The 19,580-nt window shown below is 59.5% G+C and carries 20 protein-coding genes; all 20 read right to left on the bottom strand.

Annotated elements, in window-relative coordinates; translation table 11 throughout:
• Positions 1–213: 213 nt before the first annotated feature.
• The gene (locus tag ACS5PM_RS00965; RefSeq protein ID WP_439384475.1) at positions 214–546 is read right to left on the bottom strand and encodes a hypothetical protein; all 333 of its coding nucleotides are present in this window, start codon (positions 544–546) and stop codon (positions 214–216) included.
• 564 nt (positions 547–1,110) lie between these two features.
• Positions 1,111–1,578 (bottom strand): GNAT family N-acetyltransferase, encoded by a 468-nt coding sequence (locus ACS5PM_RS00960; protein WP_439385586.1) that lies wholly within the window; start codon positions 1,576–1,578, stop codon positions 1,111–1,113.
• 186 nt (positions 1,579–1,764) lie between these two features.
• Positions 1,765–2,133: a VOC family protein gene (locus ACS5PM_RS00955; protein WP_439384471.1), complete on the bottom strand. Its 369-nt coding sequence runs from the start codon at positions 2,131–2,133 to the stop codon at positions 1,765–1,767.
• Positions 2,134–2,332: 199 nt separating this feature from the next.
• The gene (locus ACS5PM_RS00950; protein ID WP_439384473.1) at positions 2,333–2,608 is read right to left on the bottom strand and encodes a hypothetical protein; all 276 of its coding nucleotides are present in this window, start codon (positions 2,606–2,608) and stop codon (positions 2,333–2,335) included.
• A 571-nt stretch (positions 2,609–3,179) separates the two neighbouring features.
• A complete protein-coding gene (locus tag ACS5PM_RS00945; protein ID WP_439384471.1) occupies positions 3,180–3,548 on the bottom strand; it encodes a VOC family protein in 369 nt (122 codons plus the stop codon).
• A 94-nt stretch (positions 3,549–3,642) separates the two neighbouring features.
• A complete protein-coding gene (locus tag ACS5PM_RS00940; RefSeq protein WP_439384469.1) occupies positions 3,643–4,086 on the bottom strand; it encodes a GNAT family N-acetyltransferase in 444 nt (147 codons plus the stop codon).
• A 173-nt stretch (positions 4,087–4,259) separates the two neighbouring features.
• On the bottom strand, positions 4,260–4,616 hold the full coding sequence (locus ACS5PM_RS00935; protein ID WP_439384467.1) for a VOC family protein: 357 nt from the start codon (positions 4,614–4,616) through the stop codon (positions 4,260–4,262).
• A 94-nt stretch (positions 4,617–4,710) separates the two neighbouring features.
• Positions 4,711–5,130 carry a hypothetical protein gene (locus ACS5PM_RS00930; RefSeq protein ID WP_439384465.1) on the bottom strand — a complete coding sequence of 140 codons (420 nt, stop codon included), beginning with the start codon at positions 5,128–5,130 and terminating at the stop codon, positions 4,711–4,713.
• A 69-nt stretch (positions 5,131–5,199) separates the two neighbouring features.
• A complete protein-coding gene (locus ACS5PM_RS00925) occupies positions 5,200–5,673 on the bottom strand; it encodes a hypothetical protein (protein WP_439384463.1) in 474 nt (157 codons plus the stop codon).
• Between the two features lie 81 nt (positions 5,674–5,754).
• Complete coding sequence (locus ACS5PM_RS00920) at positions 5,755–6,207, bottom strand: hypothetical protein (RefSeq protein ID WP_439384461.1); 453 nt, start codon at positions 6,205–6,207, stop codon at positions 5,755–5,757.
• Between the two features lie 604 nt (positions 6,208–6,811).
• Positions 6,812–7,360, bottom strand: coding sequence for a hypothetical protein (locus tag ACS5PM_RS00915; protein ID WP_439384459.1), 549 nt, complete (start codon positions 7,358–7,360; stop codon positions 6,812–6,814).
• 61 nt (positions 7,361–7,421) lie between these two features.
• Positions 7,422–7,778: an antibiotic biosynthesis monooxygenase family protein gene (locus ACS5PM_RS00910; RefSeq protein ID WP_439384457.1), complete on the bottom strand. Its 357-nt coding sequence runs from the start codon at positions 7,776–7,778 to the stop codon at positions 7,422–7,424.
• Positions 7,779–8,351: 573 nt separating this feature from the next.
• On the bottom strand, positions 8,352–8,834 hold the full coding sequence (locus ACS5PM_RS00905; RefSeq protein ID WP_439384455.1) for a cupin domain-containing protein: 483 nt from the start codon (positions 8,832–8,834) through the stop codon (positions 8,352–8,354).
• A gap of 652 nt (positions 8,835–9,486) precedes the next feature.
• Complete coding sequence (locus tag ACS5PM_RS00900; RefSeq protein ID WP_439384453.1) at positions 9,487–9,966, bottom strand: hypothetical protein; 480 nt, start codon at positions 9,964–9,966, stop codon at positions 9,487–9,489.
• 4 nt (positions 9,967–9,970) lie between these two features.
• Positions 9,971–10,312, bottom strand: coding sequence for a hypothetical protein (locus ACS5PM_RS00895; RefSeq protein ID WP_439384451.1), 342 nt, complete (start codon positions 10,310–10,312; stop codon positions 9,971–9,973).
• 2,263 nt (positions 10,313–12,575) lie between these two features.
• Positions 12,576–12,944, bottom strand: coding sequence for a VOC family protein (locus ACS5PM_RS00890; RefSeq protein ID WP_439384449.1), 369 nt, complete (start codon positions 12,942–12,944; stop codon positions 12,576–12,578).
• Positions 12,945–14,650: 1,706 nt separating this feature from the next.
• On the bottom strand, positions 14,651–15,406 hold the full coding sequence (locus ACS5PM_RS00885) for a tetratricopeptide repeat protein (protein ID WP_439384447.1): 756 nt from the start codon (positions 15,404–15,406) through the stop codon (positions 14,651–14,653).
• Positions 15,407–15,506: 100 nt separating this feature from the next.
• Positions 15,507–16,058, bottom strand: coding sequence for a hypothetical protein (locus ACS5PM_RS00880; RefSeq protein WP_439384445.1), 552 nt, complete (start codon positions 16,056–16,058; stop codon positions 15,507–15,509).
• Positions 16,059–16,147: 89 nt separating this feature from the next.
• On the bottom strand, positions 16,148–16,675 hold the full coding sequence (locus ACS5PM_RS00875; RefSeq protein WP_439384443.1) for a hypothetical protein: 528 nt from the start codon (positions 16,673–16,675) through the stop codon (positions 16,148–16,150).
• A gap of 564 nt (positions 16,676–17,239) precedes the next feature.
• Complete coding sequence (locus ACS5PM_RS00870; protein ID WP_439384441.1) at positions 17,240–17,656, bottom strand: hypothetical protein; 417 nt, start codon at positions 17,654–17,656, stop codon at positions 17,240–17,242.
• Positions 17,657–19,580: the final 1,924 nt, after the last annotated feature.

Below are 19,580 nucleotides of genomic sequence, written 5' to 3'. Positions count from 1 at the left end.
GGGCCCACGTTTCCAAGGCGGCGTGGCTACCGATAGCGATTAGCCACGGTGCAGCCATCAAACTGATGAGGGCAAGGGTTCGGCTTCTACGGCCTGGAGGCGGTTCGTCCCGAGTAGTCATAGAAGAATTGTGGCCGCTGAGTGAGATCCTGCGCGCCCTAACGTTCGACGTAAGGGGCGGCCCGCTTGCGGGACGTCCCCTTGACGGAGGGGTTAGGCGTCGAGTCGAGGAAGATGTGTTTCATGCGTTGCTTCTGTGAGCTCGGAGATCAAGCAATCGAGCTCTCGCTGGTCCTCCAATCGACCCATGCTTGCCGCGGAGAGCGCGAGCAGTTCAAAGACATGCACTGACTCCTGGCGGCTTTCTTTGGCAACCGAGCAAAGCGTATCGAATGCTAGCCCAAGCTCGTTGTGCTCGATGAACTCATCGAACTGGACGAAATCATTCGAGTACTCTGCCTCCAAATACTTGGAGACGTTAGATCGGGCATCTCGAAGGTAGCCTTTGGTGCATGCCCAACTACGCAAGAGTTCAGGATTGATCATTGTGACGCCTAACGTTCGACGTAAGGGGCGGCCCGCCTGCGGGACGTCCCCTTGACGGAGGGGTTAGGTGTCGGCCTACTCATACTTGCAGCCGTCAGGCATGGGGAGACCAATACCGTGCGTCGTGGCGGCCTCTCGTATGCGTTGCGCACAACCGGGCGCGAGGGACTTGAGTAAGATGAACTTCGGCATGGGGCAAGTGTCGGGATTGCCCCGCACGACTTTGCCACGGGCGTAACGGCAAGACAAAGATTCATCGTTGGAGTTCTCCTCAGACCAGACCCTTACAGGATCGCATTCGATCACTTCGGTCATAGACATCACCACCCACTGACCGTTCTGCTCCGCAAAGACGGCCTGGCACCCGCTGTACTTCGAACTGATGTCCCGAGCGCGGGGGAACACGCGAAGGATTGCGCCGTGATTGAACTCCTCACCCGCCTCCGCTGGAGGCGCTGACAGAGCGCAGTTCGGCCCGACAGGCCGAGGATTGTCAGTTGCTCCGCACGGGGCAACCGCCAGGGCAAGAACGACGGAGACAGAAGCTACATGCACTCCCGACACCTAACGTTCGACGTAAGGGGCGGCCCGCTTGCGGGACGTCCCCTTGACTGAGGGGTTAGAAGGCTGGGCGTGGAAAGCGCGCTGCATTCTGAAGACCTTGAACCTCGTTTCGGTGGCGCCGCGAACGAAATAGGATTCTTCGACCACGACGAACCCATGCTTCTCGTAGAACGGCCGCGAGTTGACAGTGGCAACAACAACAACCGGCCCTTCATGCCCCACCTGAGCATGCAGGACTGCCAGGGCGAACAATTGGCTGCCAAGGCCGGACCCAGCGGCCTCTGGCCGGACAAAGAGGAGGGTGACCTCACCAGGGCAGAAGCCAAAGAAGCCGAGAACACGGGAACCCTTCTCGGCGAGGAAGAGCTGACCGGCCTTGATAGACGGATAGTGAATTTCGTGTGTTCGTTCTTCGAACCAGGTGTCGAGTTGGGCTGGCGTGTACGACGACCCGCAGAGATTGAGCACTGAATCTCTGTGAGCTTCGAAGACTGCTGAGGAGTCTTCGAGAACAGCTAGACGGATGGTGAACCCGGTTGCCAAGGAGTAGCCTTCTAACGTTCGACGTAAGGGGCAGCCCGCTTGCGGGACGTCCCCTTGACGGAGGGGTTAGCCGTCCCCCAGATAGGCGCCACCCAACTACTTTGGCGTTGATTATTCATGCGCCGCTTCAAAGAGCTCGATTGGATTACCCGAAGGGTCTTCGGTCAGAACCTGTTTACCGCCTGGGCCTTGAATAGGATCGCTTCGGAACCTGGCACCTGTGGAGTGCAATGCACGCATTGCATCCTCGATACTCTTCACTTCGATGACGATGCGGTTCCAGCCCCCTGGCTCTGGAATAGCACCGCTCTGCAGTGGCTTTGAGGCCGATGTGCCAGGGCCACTCAGCCACAGGTTCAGGTCAGCTCGGGTAAGCATGACAAATGGTGGGCCCCATCGTTCCGTGACCTTGAAGCCGAGCGCTTCATAGAACGGGAGAGATGCGTCTACGTCTTTGACGAGGTACCGGACCGTTGCCATATTCGCTCCAAGGTAGTGTGGCGGAGAACTACAAGACGGCTAACGTTCGACGTAAGGGGCGGCCCGCTTGCGGGACGTCCCCTTGACGGAGGGGTTAGGGCGCAAGCGAGCTTGCGGGAACACGGTGAAATGCGCAGCTTGAAGAAGCAGCAAAGAGCTATGCAACCGAGTGTTCTCCAAATGCTGCTCGAACACTGGGCTAAAGAGGGGCATTTTGCATCACCCACTCAGACTGGGTGATGCCAAAAGACTCTTCTGCGCAGGTTTCCAAGGTTTCATGCCACGAGTCCGCGGCATAGCGCCCATCTAGGGACCGGTAGACAAGCAAGAAGTTCTTGTTCCCATCGTCAGTGATCTCGAACTGGAACTCAAGCTCTAGTGCATTGTCATCATCAAGGTCAGCCGGCGACCAGCCGCTGTTGGGGTGACCGAGGATGCGTACTACCCGGCGCGCGATGGTGGCGTAGGACTTCACTTGTTGCGCCCTAACGTTCGACGTAAGGGGCGGCCCGCTTGCGGGACGTCCCCTTGACGGAGGGGTTAGGCCACACGGTTGGAGAAGGGCGGTGACCGGCAGCTTGCCGCCCTGGAGCCAGATTTCCCTGCAGCAACCGCCTGACCAACCCGGAATTTTGGCCGGGGACCGCGCAGAGCCCAACCGGACAACCAATCACAGGCGTCTGGCTGGACGCGCCGATGAAGCACTCGACAAGACGCAACGAAGAACAAGAGAGGGGGCCGGCAGGCCCTGCTACCACCTTTGGCGTGAACGTACGGCGACGCATCGACAAACGCGCTGTATTGCCCGACCCTGAAAGCCCAGGGCGACGCTCACCTTCGGCCACACAACTGCCTGCGACGTCTCGACGAGCACGGGGATTTGGATTTAGCGAAATGGCTGAGCGGCAGAACCCTGGGCGTTCAAGCGCGTTCATTTCGAAGTGGCCTAACGTTCGACGTAAGGGGCGGCCCGCTTGCGGGACGTCCCCTTGACGGAGGGGTTAGCCGTCTCCCAGATAGGCGCCACCCAACTACTTTGGCGTTGATTATTCATGCGCCGCTTCAAAGAGCTCGATTGGATTACCCGAAGGGTCTTCGGTCAGAACCTGTTTACCGCCTGGGCCTTGAATGGGATCGCTTCGGAACCTGGCACCTGTGGAGTGCAATGCACGCATTGCATCCTCGATACTCTTCACTTCGATGACGATGCGGTTCCAGCCCCCTGGCTCTGGAATAGCACCGCTCTGCAGTGGCTTTGAGGCCGATGTGCCAGGGCCACTCAGCCACAGGTTCAGGTCAGCTCGGGTAAGCATGACAAATGGTGGGCCCCATCGTTCCGTGACCTTGAAGCCGAGCGCTTCATAGAACGGGAGAGATGCGTCTACGTCTTTGACGAGGTACCGGACCGTTGCCATATTCGCTCCAAGGTAGTGTGGCGGAGAACTACAGGACGGCTAACGTTCGACGTAAGGGGCGGCCCGCTTGCGGGACGTCCCCTTCACGGAGGGGTTATGCGTCACTGCCGATGAGCACGTGGTTTTCATGGCGCCCCTCTCCCAGGACAAAGTACGCGGTGCCGACCTTGGTGTAGCCCTGCCGAGCATAGAAGGCAATGGCGTTATCGTTCTTGATATTAACCGTTAGCCACAACGCGGACATTGACTGCTCGCGTGCCTTAGCCTCTGCTGCTTGAAGGAGCAACCTCCCAACACCGTGACCGATGTGGTGCTCCTGAACATAGAGCGTTTTTAACTCGGCAGACGAGCTCGCTCCCGCCGGGCACTCGACGCCGAACTTGACCGCAGCAAAGCCAATGAGGTTCTCGTCGCGCTCCGCCACAAAGAAGTGGGTTGATGGATCGCTCAGCGATTGCAGGTACTTTTCCGGGGTGAGATCCGAAAGAACGTACTGAGCAGTTAAGTCACTGATGCCATCGGTTGCATACGTGTGCAACCAGACTTGAGTGGCCAAGACTGCGAGACGGCCGGCATCCGCCGCTCGACCGCTCCGAACTTGGAGACTATGACGCATAACGTTCGACGTAAGGGGCGTCCCGCTTGCGGGACGTCCCCTTGACGGAGGGGTTAGCCGTCTCCCAGATAGGCGGCACCCAACTTTGGCGTTGATTATTCATGTGCAGCTTCAAAGAGTTCGATTGGATTACCCGAAGGGTCTTCCGTCAGAACCTGTTGACCACCTGGACCTTGAATGGGATCGCTTCGGAACGTGGCACCTGTGGAGTGCAATGCACGCATTGCTTCCTCGATACTCTTTACTTCGATGACGATGCGGTTCCAGCCGCCTGGCTCTGGAATAACACCGCTCTGCAGTGGTTTTGAGGCTGATGTGCCAGGGCCACTCAGCCACAGGTTCAGGTCAGCTCGGGCAAGCATGACAAATGGTGGCCCCCGTCGTTCCGTGACCTTGAAGCCGAGCGCCTCATAGAATGGGAGAGACGCGTCTACGTCTTTGACCGTTGCCATACTCGCTCCAAGGTAGTGTGGGGGAGAACTACAAGACGGCTAACGTTCGACGTAAGGGGCGGCCCGCTTGCGGGACGTTCCCTTGACCGATGGGTTAGGCGGCAGCACGCTTTGCATTGGCCACCCAAGCACCAAAGCCTACACCCACCGGACCAGCCAGCGACCACAGCACCAGCAACGACATGGCAGGCCGGCCGGGAAACTGCTGAACGACTATGGCCAAGACGGCGGCGGTGAGCAGCATGGAGATGAGGCGCCAGGACAAAGCACCTGCCAGCCGCCCGGCTACGAAACCACCAAGAATGAAACTAAGAAGTCGAATGATGGCGTCAGTGAGCCATAGCGAGGAACTGCCAGCGCGGTAGACGGTGCCGGAACTGGCGGTGGACCCAGCAATTGCCTGCCATTCGGCGAAGCTCGCGGGAACAATGGCCTCAAGCAACGCTTGAGTTCCGATCGCGACGAGCACGGCGACCAGCGACGCAAACCAAGCCGAGCTAGCGCGGACTTGCATTGACTTCCTGACGCCTAACGTTCGACGTAAGGGGCGGCCCGCTTGCGGGACGTCCCCTTGACGGAGGGGTTAGGCATCTGCGGGCAGTGACCAGACATAGGCCACCTCGCTATCGGCTCCTGAACAGGCCAACACCAGACGCTGAGGTTCTGGCGAAAGGGCAGCCACCTGGCTCTGAGCGGCAACAACGGATTGAACCATTTCGACGTAGAACTGTTCGTTGACTCGCGTGGCCCCCAACGACGTGCGGGCGAGATTGACCAGACTGAAATCTCCGAGGGACAAACTGCGACCAATGTTTGCCTGCCAAAGTCTTGCGGACTTCAGGTCGCCGGCCCGAGCGGCACTGATGAAATGCTTCATGTTGTAGTTATTGATTGATCGAACGACTCTGCTCGAATTCTCTTCGGTATCCACGCAAACCGATACCGCCATTGACTCGTGATCGTGATAGAGGGCGAACGTGAAGACGGGAACCTGACGTTGCTTGGCCTCTGCAATCGCATTGGACAGAACTTCGGCGAAGAGTTTCGACAGCGACATACTTTTGATGCCTAACGTTCGACGTAAGGGGCGGCCGCAAGTGGGCGAAGCCCGCTTGTGGACGTCCCCTTGACGGAGGGGTTAGCCGCCGGGGTTGCTCGCGCGCAGTACGGCATGGGGATTGTTGACGAAGGCGATAGCTCTTGAGTGATGAAGAGCTGAATGGACTTCTGTAGTGGCAGGCTCAATCGTTGCCCAGAACTCTGCTGAGAACAGGACGCAGTTGCAGAACCGGCCCAATTCGCACAAGGCGCTGACAAAGCTTTCGTAGTTGCTGCGCGCATCGATTCGGGCTGACAGGTTGGCGGTTCGGTCTTCGTTGAAGACGAGATCTATCCTGTTGCCTTGATCCATCCCGAAGATAAGCCAGCCCTCGAGAAGGAGAGAAGGCTCCCCAAAATGCCGAAGAAGCCAAGCTTGCACTTTAGCTGCTTGGCCTTCTTGAAGAGGTGGCACCTCGTGTCCATCGTCGACTCGCCAGGGCTCTGGACCGCCACGTGGATAGAACGCGAGATCGAACTGCCAGATTGCCATGAGCGGTAAGTGTGGTGGCTAACGTTCGACGTAAGGGGCGGCCCGCTTGCGGGGCGTCCCCTTGACGGAGGGGTTAGGCGAACCCGCTTGAGCAGCGAGATGACCGGAACGCGAGAGCACGACCGGCGAGGGCGCCTGACTTGAAAGCCAAGAGGCACGACGCTGGCGTGTGGAGACTTCAGGTATTTGGTATTTCAAGTTAGGCCACCCGGAGATGCGATTTTCTCCCATCGGCTGGTCAGACGCGACGGCCTTGACAGGCAGTGACCCTCACAAACTACCACTCGCGTGAACTTGCCTCAAGCTGGCTTTCTAAGGCCAAGCCACCAGCACTCTCGGCAGGTCGCTGAGGCTTCTACCCTGTGACCACGTTGGCGCGAAGACGGGTGGAGCCACCACGGTCCGCGCGCTGGCCGCCGAAGGACGGACAGCCCACGCCGACGCTGAAGCTGGCACGCCTTTCACTCTGGAACCTGGCAACGAGACTGGTGCATTTCGCGGCTGAACTTGGCAGAAAAGGCATGAGCTCAGCCTTCAACCCGGGATTGCCTAACGTTCGACGTAAGGGGCGGCCCGCTTGCGGGACGTCCCCTTGACGGAGGGGTTAGGGCGCACGCTTGGGACCTGCAGAAAGTCGAAATGAGGTAACGGTGCCCATGACATCGAGAGTGACTCGATCGCCCTCGACGGTGTAGTGCCAGGGTGGTTCGACAAAGGAGGACCAGAGCTTCTCACCTTTGTTAGACCAAGCCGCAAGCTCCAATTCGGCCGACATGAGAACGATACCTTCATGCAACCGCCAACAGAAGAAGCCGACGTCAGTTTGGTCTTCCCAGAGCCGGCGAGGGGTGCCGACCAACGAGTAGGCAAGAAGTCGAGTGCCTGCGCCAATGAACAAGGTATCTTCTTCAGGAACGACCAGGACGCCTGGATGAAAGACTTGATGTGACTCATATCGCTGCTCAACGACCAGTGTTGGCCAAGAGGCCTCGTTGGGTGCAACAGCGACGAACAAGTACTGGGCCTCCAGATCGCTGAGGGCGTGAGAGTCGCAGAGAACCGCCTTCTGGCGGTAGGTATCGAGGGTGCTTGGCGGGCTGCCGAGCGAGACCCGGACAAGGTAATTTGCTGTGGAGAACTCAACGATGTTCACTCTTGCGCCCTAACGTTCGACGTAAGGGGCTGGCCGCAGGCCAGTCCCCTTGACGGAGGGGTTAGACCTCTGGGTGGATGAACTCCCAGTAGGAGCCCAGATTTGATTCATGCTGCGTAAGCGCTTCATAGGCGAGATCGAGGGCTTTGTATTCTGCGCCGAACTGACCCAGGAACGCCTCATGGGCACTCTCACTACTCCACCGATCGATGGTGAGGAAGCGGCCAGGAATGGATTGATCTTGAAGGAGAAGTGTTTCGACGTAGCCCGCAGCCTTGCGGAATAGCTGCGACCAGGCCCCGGATGGACCATAGGCTGCGACGAACTCTTGCTCTCGCTCTGGCGAGACCCTGAACTCCCACACATACACGTAGCGCCTGGCCGGGCTTGCTGGCGCTTCGAGAGACTGGTGCGTCATTGGTGCCTTGCCTGGCCCGAGTTCAGTGTTGAGGTCTAACGTTCGACGTAAGGGGCGGATTGCGGCTTGCCGCAAGACGTCCCCTTGACGGAGGGGTTAGGCGCCGCCACTCTTGCCACCGATCCATCCCACACCAACGGCGACGAAGACTGAGAGAGCCCCAACCGGTATAACAAGCATGGCCAATTGGCGCGGCCACTGCCATGGCGTGTACAGCAAGAGCGCAAAGCTCACAAGAGCGACGAGAAGCGACCAGAGTGCAGACCGCAGGAGCCACTGCTGCAAGGGACTGATACTTTGACCGGCAGCCACTGCGGCGGGAGCGAAGACTCTTGCGATGCCAAGGGCCAACAACACAATGGTGACGCCCGACGCGAAGCCCGGCCAGGAAAACGAAGCCTCTGCTTCGCCGATGCTCGGAACGCGAGCGACGAGCAACCCGAGGAGCAAAGCGAGACTGAGACTAACAAGGATGCGCATTGAGGCGCCTAACGTTCGACGTAAGGGGCGGCCCGCTTGCGGGACGTCCCCTTGACGGAGGGGTTAGGCCACAGGTCGGCCGAGAGTGCGAGACTAGTTCTCACCTTGCCAATAGTCGACTGCAGGCGCGACCACACCGAGATGGCGAAAGCCGGAGGATGAACCGGGCTGGATTGCCGAGGCCGAGAACTTGTTGGAGTCAGGATACTCAACGATCTCCGGACGAATCATTGTGCTTACGCTGATGTAGCGCAGCTCGGCTTCGGAGGTGTTGATGATCTGATGCGCGGTCGACCTTCCTCCCGCTGGAGCCGCGATGAAATCTCCTGCTCGGATCTCGTACTGTTCGGATCCGATCCGTACTGCGCCCGAGCCAGACAGTATGAAGAACATCTCTTCGTTCGCGTGATGGTTGTGGAAGGGCCAGGCCCGCTTGCCTGGGGGCACCACCGTGACGCCGTAGCCCAGCTTTGAGCCGCCTATGAGACCGGACACTTGGGCCCCAGAGGCCTGAAACGACTCACCGTGTTGGTGAGATCCAAACTCAAGCTCGTCGATGTTGACTATCGGTTTCATTTGGTGCAAGTGCAGGAATGGTTTATGGCCTAACGTTCGACGTAAGGGGCGGCCGCAAGTGGGCGAAGCCCGCTTGTGGACGTCCCCTTGACGGAGGGGTTAGGCCGCGGATGGCCCCATGAAGAGACGGCGCCCTGGAAAGCCAAACCACAAGGCAGCAAAAGCACCCCCAACCTACACGACGGTGAAGTGATGGAAGGCCTGTGCATTTGACGACTCATCGGCCGGACCAAAGAGGACCTACAGGACCCACCGGCTGGCGAAGCAAGCCAACCTGGACACGGAACGCAAAGGATACCCTGGCAACCCGCCCTGCGAATCTGGCGCCCGACCGCTGACCGAAGGCAGCCTGGCGCTAACCATGCAATTTGCACTCACAAGCACGGTGGCGATGGGCGCGGACACCGCTGTCATTGCAGAGATGGGCAGCATCAAGCTGAGGCGCTGACAACAACGATCGCCGGGATTACTTGCGGTCCAAGCGGACCGTGATGCCAAACGCCAACCTTGGCTGTTCCTCTCTCGGCGAGGCCTAACGTTCGACGTAAGGGGCGGCCCGCTTGCGGGACGTCCCCTTGACGGAGGGGTTAGGCGTATGGGCCGCTGAAGCGCTACCGTCGGCCCTACCAAGGCGCTTGTGCATTGATTGCCTTCATGGTGCAGGTAAGAGTTCAGCATACAGATACACCCCGACGGCCTGGAATGACTTGGCAGCTGCACAGTTTGCGTCATTGACTGCACCTTTCTGGCATTCGCTTCGCCCCCTAGAAGCACCCTGACCGAACTTGCCGTCGATGGCCATGGTGACTGAGTTCTCCCAGTCCGGATCCCGCGTGGCGAAGATGCTTTGGTATTGAGTTATCAGATGCTCGAACAGTTGAACATCCGCCTCGTCGTAATCGACGGCACGCGTACGGAAGCATGCTACTGCCTGCGTTGACGCAAGTTGGAACTTCTGCAGACGTTCATCACCGGGAGACTGCACAGGCGAAGAGCTAGAGGCGGAGGTGTCTTGCCGCCAGATCGTGACCAGGGAAGATTGAATCGTTGTCGAGAGTGAACTGCTCTCTGTAGGTACTGCAATTGCCAGGCAGCACGAGACACCTAGGACGGAGGACAGTAGGTGCTTCATACGCCTAACGTTTGACATGAGAGGCGTCGCCCGGCTTGCCGGGCGACGTCCTCTCGATGGAAGGGTTAGACGCCTGGTGGTAGTACTTTCTTGACCAGCCGTAAAGCAACGAAGCGGAAAGAAAGCCCATAGTGATAAGCGCCCAGAGCGCAGTGAATTCGTAGTTTGCGGCCTCTTCTTGCGTAGAAGGCTTGAACCCGAACAGCGTACCGCTGACCAGCCAATCTGGCACCAGAGGCCAAAGGGCAGGGGACCGAATGAGCAAGCTCGACAAAACAAGGCCAACAAAAGCGCAGACAGCTGCTGCTAGTGCGAGCTTGAGTGCAGTGCTATGCAGGTTGTTCATGTGGCTTACTGTTTGGGCTGCGCTTTGCGTTTGGAGCCAGAGAGCTTGGCGCCGCAGTGCGGGCAAAAGGAAATGGCGATGCCACCGCCACCCGCTGACGGCGCAATGATGATGAACCAAGACCTTTGCTTTGGCCACCACTCGTAACGGATGTCGAAGTAGCAGGCGGAAGTGTGTTGAGCAAACGGCTCACAGCAAGGACTGAAACCTTGTGGAAGGACGGTTGTTCCTTCTGGACACGACGTTCCGTCGGAGTGCTCAACTTGCTTCATACGGAAAGAGGCGTCTAACGTTCGACGTAAGGGGCGGCCCGCTTGCGGGACGTCCCCTTCACGGAGGGGTTAGGCCTGCGGTGCAGACAAGCAGCACAGCGGTGAAAGTGCCGGGTAACTGCCAACTCAGACCCAGATTGCTGCAGGCGACACTGCCCGCCACGACATAAACAACCCCTCAGGCAGAAGACGGCGCGTGCGAGAGCTGGCTGCAACAGCCCACCACTTGGCGCAACCCGATGACGCAGGTTGCCCTGTGGCAACGAAGAACAAGAGACGGGGCCGGCAGGCCCAGCCACCACCCTGAAGTTTGACTTGCAAGCATCCAAAACCAGAAGACTTGAAGCCCTTGGCCGCCAAGAAGCACGAGGCTGAGCTTGACTGGATTGCTGCAACTGACGTTGCCCGGGCGCGGCTTGGCTCTTGACCCGCCGGCCTAAGCTCAGACGCTGCGACATGGGGTTCTCCGTGTGCGAAAGGCCTAACGTTCGACGTAAGGGGCGGCCCGCTTGCGGGACGTCCCCTTGACGGAGGGGTTAGGCCACACGGTTGGAGAAGGGCGGTGACCGGCAGCTTGCCGCCCTGGAGCCAGACTACCCTGCAGCAACCGCCTGACCGACCCGGAACTATGGCCGGTGACCGCGCAGAGCTCAACCGGGCAGCCGATCACAGGCGCCTGGCGGGCCGCTCCGATAAAGCACTCGACAAGACGCAACGAAGAACAAGAGAGGGGGCCGGCAGGCCCTGCCACCACCTTTGGCTTGAACGTACGGCGACGCATCGACAAACGCGCTGTATTGCCCGACCCTGAAGGCCCAGGGCGACGCCCACCTTCGGCCACACAACTGCTTGCGACGCCTCGACGAGCACGGGGATTTGGTTTTAGCGACATGGCTGAGCGGCAGAACCCTGGGCGTTCAAGCGCCTTCTTTTTAAAGTGGCCTAACGTTCGACGTAAGGGGCGGCCACAAGTGGGCGAAGCCCGCTTGTGGACGTCCCCTTGACGGAGGGGTTAGGCCTCGGGTGAGAAAAGCGCATGACGCCCTCGGCACCAGCGGATTCGAAGACAAAACCAGAACTCCGGAAGCCCTGAACCCACGCGGTAGATGGGCTACCAAGAACCAGCCCCTCGATCTGCTCCGTGCCTGAGCCAGTGACGAACAGCACTGTTTGGGAATCGACGGTGGCTTCGCAGAGGCCGGCTGCCTTTGCCTCCGCCGAAAGAATGCTATCTGGTACCGACCATGAGTCGAGCTTTCGAGGGTGCTCAAGCTGCCATTGCTGGTATGCCTGGCGAAGGCGAACTGTTTCTTTACGGGCCACCTTATGCGAGGGTGCCTGTGCCATGGTGGACGACGCTAGCGCGCAGGAGAGAAGTAGTGCTGCTCGAGTTGCCATGGATTGAGGCCTAACGTTCGACGTAAGGGGCGGCCCGCTTGCGGGACGTCCCCTTGACGGAGGGGTTAGGCGTCGGTTGGGCAACGCTCGACCCGAACCCCTTGACCGAAATGGGAGTGGCTGGCGACTCTGCGCTCACCTTGACCGATGGACTAAAGACCATGATGCGCATTGTCGAACAGTAGTGCCGCGGCCCAGATCAACACCGCGCACCAGGAGAACCAAGCGACTGGCCAGGTGCCGCGCCTCACCCGGAGCGTGCATGACCAAATGAGCGCCCAAGCATTGAGGACTGCAGCAAGGGCAAGAATCGGAATGGCGGTGAGAAACCACACGACTCCTGACCCACCGCTCGCTCCCGGAACGTTGGCTAACTCGGGCTCAATCCAGGAACGCGACGCCACAAGGAGGAAGGCCCCAGCGAGAGCTGCATTCGCGAGAAGCAGGGCGGCGCCTACTCGAGATGGTGGCAAAACGACAGTCTTCATGACGCCTAACGTTCGACGTAAGGGGCGGCCCGCTTGCGGGACGTCCCCTTGACGGAGGGGTTAGCCGTCTCCCAGATAGGCGCCACCCAACTACTTTGGCGTTGATTATTCATGCGCCGCTTCAAAGAGCTCAATTGGATTACCCGAAGGGTCTTCGGTCAGAACCTGTTTACCGCCTGGGCCTTGAATGGGATCGCTTCGGAACCTGGCACCTGTGGAGTGCAATGCACGCATTGCTTCCTCGATACTCTTCACTTCGATGACGATGCGGTTCCAGCCGCCTGGCTCTGGAATAGCACCGCTCTGCAGAGGCTTTGAGGCCGATGTGCCAGGGCCACTCAGCCACAGGTTCAGGTCAGCTCGGGCAAGCATGACAAATGGTGGCCCCCATCGTTCCGTGACCTTGAAGCCGAGCGCCTCATAGAACGGGAGAGATGCGTCTACGTCTTTGACGAGGTACCGGACCGTTGCCATATTCGCTCCAAGGTAGTGTGGCGGAGAACTACAAGACGGCTAACGTTCGACGTAAGGGGCGGCCCGCTTGCGGGACGTCCCCTTGACGGAGATGTTAGGCTGACCCGACTGAACAGCGAAATGACCGGAACGCCTGAGCACGACCGGCGAGGGCGCCTGACTTGAAAGCCAAGAGGCACGACGCTGGCCTGTGGAGACTTCAGGCATTCTGTATTTCGAGTTAGGCAACCCAGAGATGCAATTTTCTCCCACCGGCTGGCCAGACGCGATGACCTTGACCTGGCAGTGACCCTCACAAAGTACCACTACGCGGGAACTTGCCTCAAGCTGGCTTTCTAAGGCCAAGCCACCAGCACTCTCGGCAGGTCGCTGAGACTTCAACCCTGTGACCACGTTGGCGCGAAGACGGGTGGAGCCATCACGGTCCGCGCGCTGGCCGCCGAAGGACGGACAGCCCAAGCCGACGCTGAAGTGAGCACGCCTTTCACTTAGGAACAATGCAACGAGACTGGTGCATTTCGCGGCTGAACTTGGCAGAGAAGGCATGAGCTCAGCCTTCAACCCGGGATTGCCTAACGTCCGACGTAAGGGGCGGCCCGCTTGCGGGACGTCCCCTTGACGGAGATGTTAGGCGGACCCGATTGAACAGCGGGATGACCGGAACGCATGAGCACGACCGCCGAGGGCGCCTGACTTGAAAGCCAAGAGGGACGACGCTGGCGTGTGGAGACTTCAGGCATTCGGTATTTCAAGGTAGGCCACTCGGAGATGCGATCTTCTTCCATCGGCTGGCCAGACGCGACGACCTTGACAGGGCAGTGACCCTCACAAAGTACCGCCACGCGGGAACTTGCCTCAAGCTGGCTTCTTAAGGCCAAGCCACGAGCGCTCTCGGCAGGCCGCTGGGGCTGCAACCCCGTGCCCACGTTGGCACGAAGACGGCCGAAACCGCCTCCGACTGTGCGCTGGCCGCCGAAGGACGGACAGCCCACGCCGACGCTGAAGCGGGCACGCCTTTCACTCTGGAACCAGGCAACGAGACTGGTGCATTGCGCGGCTGAACTTGGCAGACAAGGCATGAGCTCAGCATTCAACTCGGGATTGCCTAACGTTCGACGTAAGGGGCGGCCCGCCTGCGGGACGTCCCCTTCACGGAGGGGTTAGGCCGCATCGGATGCCGCCTTTTCCAGCATGCGGATACGGGCCGAGTCACGGCGGACGCCAAAGACCGGAAGCTCCCGCAGGACTTCGAGCCATTCGAGCAGGTAGGGAACATCACGAGATAAATGTGACTTCTCTCGAGTCCACAACTCAACATACCGGGTGTTGCTGTCCAGCAACTCGTGTTTTCGGGAAAGACATGCAGGGCACAAGACATGCTGCCTTAACGGATGGGCCTTGTTGACCTCGAACTCATGCTTTTGCTGAGCAGCCGTAAAGACGGACTCACATTGGCGAGAGCGGCAGGCAAAGACACGGTCCTCATAGTAGCGAGGCGGTGCCAGGTAGCTGAGCCGCCGCTGACCTTCCGCGGACCTTCCGCGGACGCATTCGCCTGCGTCTACAGCAACCTGGGGGGCGGGCGGGGCCTTCACCTGTGGCCTAACGTTCGACGTAAGGGGCGTCTTGCGTCTTGGCGCAAGACGTTCCCTTGACGGAGGGGTTAGGCCGATCGCAGAAAGGCTCGAACAAACTGGGCCTCATGCTTAAGAGTGAACGCCAAGTTCATTCGCGACACGTCGCATCGGCTCATACTGTTCCCACTCGGGATTGGCGGAAACGTGCCGCCTAAGCAAAGCCAGGGCTTGACCGCGCTTGTTCAGCATTACCAACGCGTAAATTCCCTCGGTGAGGCCGGAGGCCGAGGCGATGCGTCCAGGTTCCAGTTGTAGGGCTTGTGTCACGCGCTCAACTGTCTCTTCGTACTTCTTCAGTTGATAAGCGACCGACGCAAGGGCGAGGAGCGTTCGCGCGTCCGGATTTAGAGCGGCCGAAGTGGACAGATTGCTGTAGGCAGGCTCCCAACGGCTCGAATTCGCGTCGATCTCGCCCATGAGGTTGTAGAACATCGCGAAGCGGGGCGAGGCAGCCGAGGACTCCTTAGCAAGCGCATATGCTTTCGCTGACTCTCCCGATGACATCAGGTTGAGAACTCGTACTCCAACAAGATTGTCCCGGAGCGCGCCGGCGCTTGGGAGGGCGGCGGCGATTGTCAATTCCGACTCCTGAATCCGTTGCGCCTGGTTAAGGCGCAAGGCGAACGAGACAGCGAAGCGCTCGTCCTTGGAGCACTGACCGCGCAGCGACTCCAGTCGTCCAAGAGCGTCAGAAGGCGACTTTGACGATTGAACGATTTCGGCCGTTTGCTTGGCGCAGTCAAGCGCCTGGGCTGCGTTTAGGAACCCCCACGTTGCCGTTAGAGCGACAAGCTGAACAGATCGAGATGCAGTGGTGGATTGCATTGCTGACTCGCCGGCCTATAGGCCTAACGTTCGACGTAAGGGGCGGCCCGCTTGCGGGACGTCCCCTTGACGGAGGGGTTAGGCCTGAGCGCGGAAGAACTCAAAACGGGCCCCGTGAGAGCTCGATGAGCGAATGGTACTCAGCTCCTTTGCGGCCAGACTCAACCAGAGTAACAGTAGCTGTCATGCCCTCGACCTCCGAGAGTGAGAGAGGTCGATCGTATTTGGGAAGGGCGCGGCCTTCGGCTGTGGATGAAAGTGCCTTTGCGGCGGTGCGGAAGAAGGCTGCGTTGGTAGGGGTGAGCTCGGCGACTTTGAGCAACTGACGGGCTGCGTGGCGATAGCCGACCCTTGTGTCACTTGCTGCCGACGATTCGGACTCTGTGTTGATCAGGATGGTCAGGACTCGATACTCGCATCCGCGATGACTGATGACGAGAGACTCACCCCCCTGAAGGAACGCGAACTCGGTCGCTTCACGCGGAGAGCTGAGTTGAAACGTGTGACGAATCACGCCTCGAGCTTCCTTGGATAGCAGTGCTGTCGGGGACGACAGCGGGCATAGTTTTTCGTCGGCGGCAAACGAAGTCGGGATGACGAAGTTCAGCAGTAGTGCTGCGAGTCCCGTGGCAACTCGGCGGTTGTTTGGCATGTGCGACCTCATATCAGGCCTAACGTTCGACGTAAGGGGCGGCCGCAAGTGGGCGAAGCCCGCTTGTGGACGTCCCCTTGACGGAGGGGTTAGGTGGCACTGCGTTCAATGCGCGACACCGTTGGATCTTGGGCATCCATGAACATGTAGCAACGGCCAAAGAGTGCCTTCTTGCCGTGGTCATCGAACTTGTTCGGACCCAGAGGCGTAATCAACACTTCATGCGTTGCCAACGCATCTTGATGCTTCGCTTGAATCTCAATCCAATTGGCATCGACCAGATCGCTGAGAACAACCGAGGCCACATCGTTACTGTATTGAATGAGAATGTTGCCATCTTTCATCGGACGTGGATTCATGTCGGGATGAGCGTGGAACACGCCGTGTAGCGCTTGCATAGCATGCTGGCGTGCCTGGTTGTCCGACAGGCCATCAGGCAGTATGGCAACGGTTCCGTGGTTGAAGACAGCAAAGTCCTTGGTTCCGTTGGAGTAGTGCCTAATGCGCTCGACGATGCGATCTAGCGGTTGTGCGATGACTGGCCGCCAAGGCGGAACAGGCGGAAACCGCTCTGCCGGTTGCTCGGGAGGCGGTTGGGTCGTGAACAGACCGAACATGGACTGGGTTCCTAGTGACACCTAACGCTCGACGTAAGGGGCGGCCACAAGTGGGCGAAGCCCGCTTGTGGACGTCCCCTTGACGGAGGGGTTAGGGCACACGGTATTGACCACCAGCACCCCACGGATGAGCTTGCTGCAAACCAAACTGCAACTCTGCCTGAGGGTAGGCCCGACATGGGCCCAGACTGCGCTGACCAACGCAACACAGACCGCCAAGCCTGAGCGGAACAGCCCCCAGCAACTTGACTGCGGCAATTGACAACAAGCACCCGCCGGCTGCCACGCAGCGCCAACCCTACATCCGGATTTGTATTCGGCCCAGCTCACAGCGCTCGCCTCATTGCCAGCAGCCAGACCGACACAGGAGCGCAAGGTCGACAAGAACGCGGGCTGACGCTGCCACCTTGACGAAGCACCGACTGGCTGCCGGGAGAACAGAAGACAACGCCCTCGGACATGCTGCATTCCTGCCTTCGTGTGCCCTAACGTTCGACGTAAGGGGCGGCCCGCTTGCGGGACGTCCCCTTGACGGAGGGGTTAGGGAGCACGCGAGCGGGACGCTTACTCCCCTGAGCAGTATGCAGCTCGATACTGACCTTTCGCCTTCTTGCCGTCGCTGAATGTGAACTCATAGTCCCCAAAGAACTGACTCGACGTTTCATCGAACTGGAGCTCAAGCTTTTGAACAGTGCAGATTCTGGAAGGCTTCGAATTCGAGTCAAACGAAGCGCAGAGGGCGATGTTGGCATTGTGAAGGGACTTGCCGCGAAACGGCTCATGTTTGCCGCCTGGCCCTACGTTGATGAACGGCCCCGAGTAAGGGTTCTTGCCGGTGCAATCGCGTGGCGCGTCGTAGAGCCAAAGGCCAAACCCGTGCTTGTCGTTCCAGAGAGCGTTCACTTCTGGAGTAGCGGCGGCCGACCCAAAGTGTGCAAGAACCAGGACAACTGAAAAAAAGGTGATTCGATAGCGCTGCACAGTGCTCCCTAACGTTCGACGTAAGGGGCGGCCCGCTTGCGGGACGTCCCCTTGACGGAGGGGTTAGGCGAACCCGCTTGAGCAGCGAGATGACCGGAACGCAAGAGCACGACCGGCGAGGGCGCCTGACTTGAAAGGCAAGAGGCACGACGCTGGCGTGTGGAGACTTCAGGTATTCGGTATTTCAAGTTATGCCACCCGGAGATGCGATTTTCTCCCATCGGCTGGCCAGACGCGACGGCCTTGACAGGGCAGTGACCCTCACAAAGTACCGCCACGCGGGAACTTGCCTCAAGCTGGCTTCCTAAGGCCAAGCCAAGAGCACGCCCGGCAGACCGCTGGGGCCTCAACCCTGTGCCCACGTTGGCACGAAGACGGCTGGAACCACTACGGTCCGCGCGCTGGCCACCGAAGGACGGGACAGCCCACGCCGATGCTGAAGCGGGCACGCCTTTCACTTTGGAACCAGGCAACGAGACTCGTGCATTTTGCGGCTGAACTTGGCGGACAAGGCATGAGCTCAGCATTCAACCCGGGATTGCCTAACGTTCGACGTAAGGGGCGGCCGCAAGTGGGCGAAGCCCGCTTGTGGACGTCCCCTTGACGGAGGGGTTAGGCGCCACGGCGTGAGATATGAACTTCATTGCTTCGCTGACGAGCCTGAACTTCGAAGTAGTTGTGCCAATAGGGACTGCGGCCGTTGAACAACTGCCAAACACTGGCTGCTGGATAAGCGAGTAAGAAAATCGGTCCCCAGCGCTCGTACTGCTCGACATGGACCCGTCCATGAGGCCCAAGAACCACGAGCTCTTGCCGCGTAACCGCAATGATGACATGCCCAAAGACGATGGCTCTGAATGGCAGCCGGCGGGCAAGCGGGCCGCAGTTGGACTGGCTGGGTCGATAGGTGACTTCAAGGGCTCCGGCCCTCCATTTGGCACTGCCGCCGAGACCCAACGGAATGGCGGCAAGTAGGAGGCCAACAGCAGAACATGGCAGTGCCCAAAGAAGCTTCGCGACTTTGAGCCAGGGCATCTCGTGTGGCGCCTAACGTTCGACGTAAGGGGCGGCCCGCTTGCGGGACGTCCCCTTGACGGAGGGGTTAGGGCACACGGTATTGACCACCAGCACCCCACGGATGAGCTTGCTGCAAACCAAACTGCAACTCTGCCTGAGGGTAGGCCCGACATGGGCCCAGACTGCGCTGACCAACGCAACACAGACCGCCAAGCCTGAGCGGAACAGCCCCCAGCAACTTGACTGCGGCAATTGACAACAAGCACCCGCCGGCTGCCACGCAGCACCAACCCTACAGCCGGATTTGTATTCGGCCCAACTCACAGCGCTCGCCTCATTGCCAGCAGCCAGACCGACACAGGAGCGCGAGGCCGACAAGAACGCGGGCTGACGCTGCCACCCTGACGAAGCACCGACTGGCTGCTGGGAGAACAGAAGACAACGCCCTCGGACATGCAGCATTCCTGCCTTCGTGTGCCCTAACGTTCGACGTAAGGGGCGGCCCGCTTGTGGGACGTCCCCTTCACGGAGGGGATAGGGCTTTGGTCCGACGCGGAGAGCCAATGACGGACAGGCCTCATTCGGACGGGACCAACGGCGGGACACGGCGACTTTGCCACCAAACGCACCCCCAAAAAAGGGCGCCCGAGGCAAGGCCGAAGCCAGCAAAAGGGAAGACCTGGCCGGGAATGTCAGGAAAGACGAGGGCAGCCGGCAACCCCCCAATGACGAGGCCAGAGGCCAGCGAGGTGTAGAGATTGACCCACCCGAATCTGCGAAGGACCAAGAAGAAAGGGGTGCCGAGAACGAAGCTGTGAAGCAGACTGAGGCCCGCGACCCATAAACCGAGCAGAGGATTGAGGAGGGCAATGGCAGAGACGGCGCCCGGCACAACGCATGCAACGAC

It is taken from the genome of Ideonella flava, from assembly GCF_051857595.1.
Classification (GTDB): Bacteria; Pseudomonadota; Gammaproteobacteria; order Burkholderiales; family Burkholderiaceae_C; genus Ideonella.
The sequence above is the reverse complement of the archived record's forward strand: the minus strand, read 5'-3'. Positions and strand labels throughout refer to the sequence as shown.

Excerpts from the sequence above, each read along its gene's own strand:
- ACS5PM_RS00900 (WP_439384453.1), bottom strand. The coding sequence starts at position 9,966 with ATGAAGCACCTACTGTCCTCCGTCCTAGGTGTCTCGTGCTGCCTGGCA.
- ACS5PM_RS00905 (WP_439384455.1), bottom strand. The coding sequence starts at position 8,834 with ATGAAACCGATAGTCAACATCGACGAGCTTGAGTTTGGATCTCACCAA.
- ACS5PM_RS00920 (WP_439384461.1), bottom strand. The coding sequence starts at position 6,207 with ATGGCAATCTGGCAGTTCGATCTCGCGTTCTATCCACGTGGCGGTCCA.
- ACS5PM_RS00935 (WP_439384467.1), bottom strand. The coding sequence starts at position 4,616 with ATGGCAACGGTCAAAGACGTAGACGCGTCTCTCCCATTCTATGAGGCG.
- ACS5PM_RS00965 (WP_439384475.1), bottom strand. The coding sequence starts at position 546 with ATGATCAATCCTGAACTCTTGCGTAGTTGGGCATGCACCAAAGGCTAC.
- ACS5PM_RS00910 (WP_439384457.1), bottom strand. The coding sequence starts at position 7,778 with ATGACGCACCAGTCTCTCGAAGCGCCAGCAAGCCCGGCCAGGCGCTAC.
- ACS5PM_RS00945 (WP_439384471.1), bottom strand. The coding sequence starts at position 3,548 with ATGGCAACGGTCCGGTACCTCGTCAAAGACGTAGACGCATCTCTCCCG.
- ACS5PM_RS00885 (WP_439384447.1), bottom strand. The coding sequence starts at position 15,406 with ATGCAATCCACCACTGCATCTCGATCTGTTCAGCTTGTCGCTCTAACG.
- ACS5PM_RS00930 (WP_439384465.1), bottom strand. The coding sequence starts at position 5,130 with ATGCAAGTCCGCGCTAGCTCGGCTTGGTTTGCGTCGCTGGTCGCCGTG.
- ACS5PM_RS00890 (WP_439384449.1), bottom strand. The coding sequence starts at position 12,944 with ATGGCAACGGTCCGGTACCTCGTCAAAGACGTAGACGCATCTCTCCCG.
- ACS5PM_RS00955 (WP_439384471.1), bottom strand. The coding sequence starts at position 2,133 with ATGGCAACGGTCCGGTACCTCGTCAAAGACGTAGACGCATCTCTCCCG.
- ACS5PM_RS00880 (WP_439384445.1), bottom strand. The coding sequence starts at position 16,058 with ATGCCAAACAACCGCCGAGTTGCCACGGGACTCGCAGCACTACTGCTG.
- ACS5PM_RS00925 (WP_439384463.1), bottom strand. The coding sequence starts at position 5,673 with ATGTCGCTGTCGAAACTCTTCGCCGAAGTTCTGTCCAATGCGATTGCA.
- ACS5PM_RS00875 (WP_439384443.1), bottom strand. The coding sequence starts at position 16,675 with ATGTTCGGTCTGTTCACGACCCAACCGCCTCCCGAGCAACCGGCAGAG.
- ACS5PM_RS00895 (WP_439384451.1), bottom strand. The coding sequence starts at position 10,312 with ATGAACAACCTGCATAGCACTGCACTCAAGCTCGCACTAGCAGCAGCT.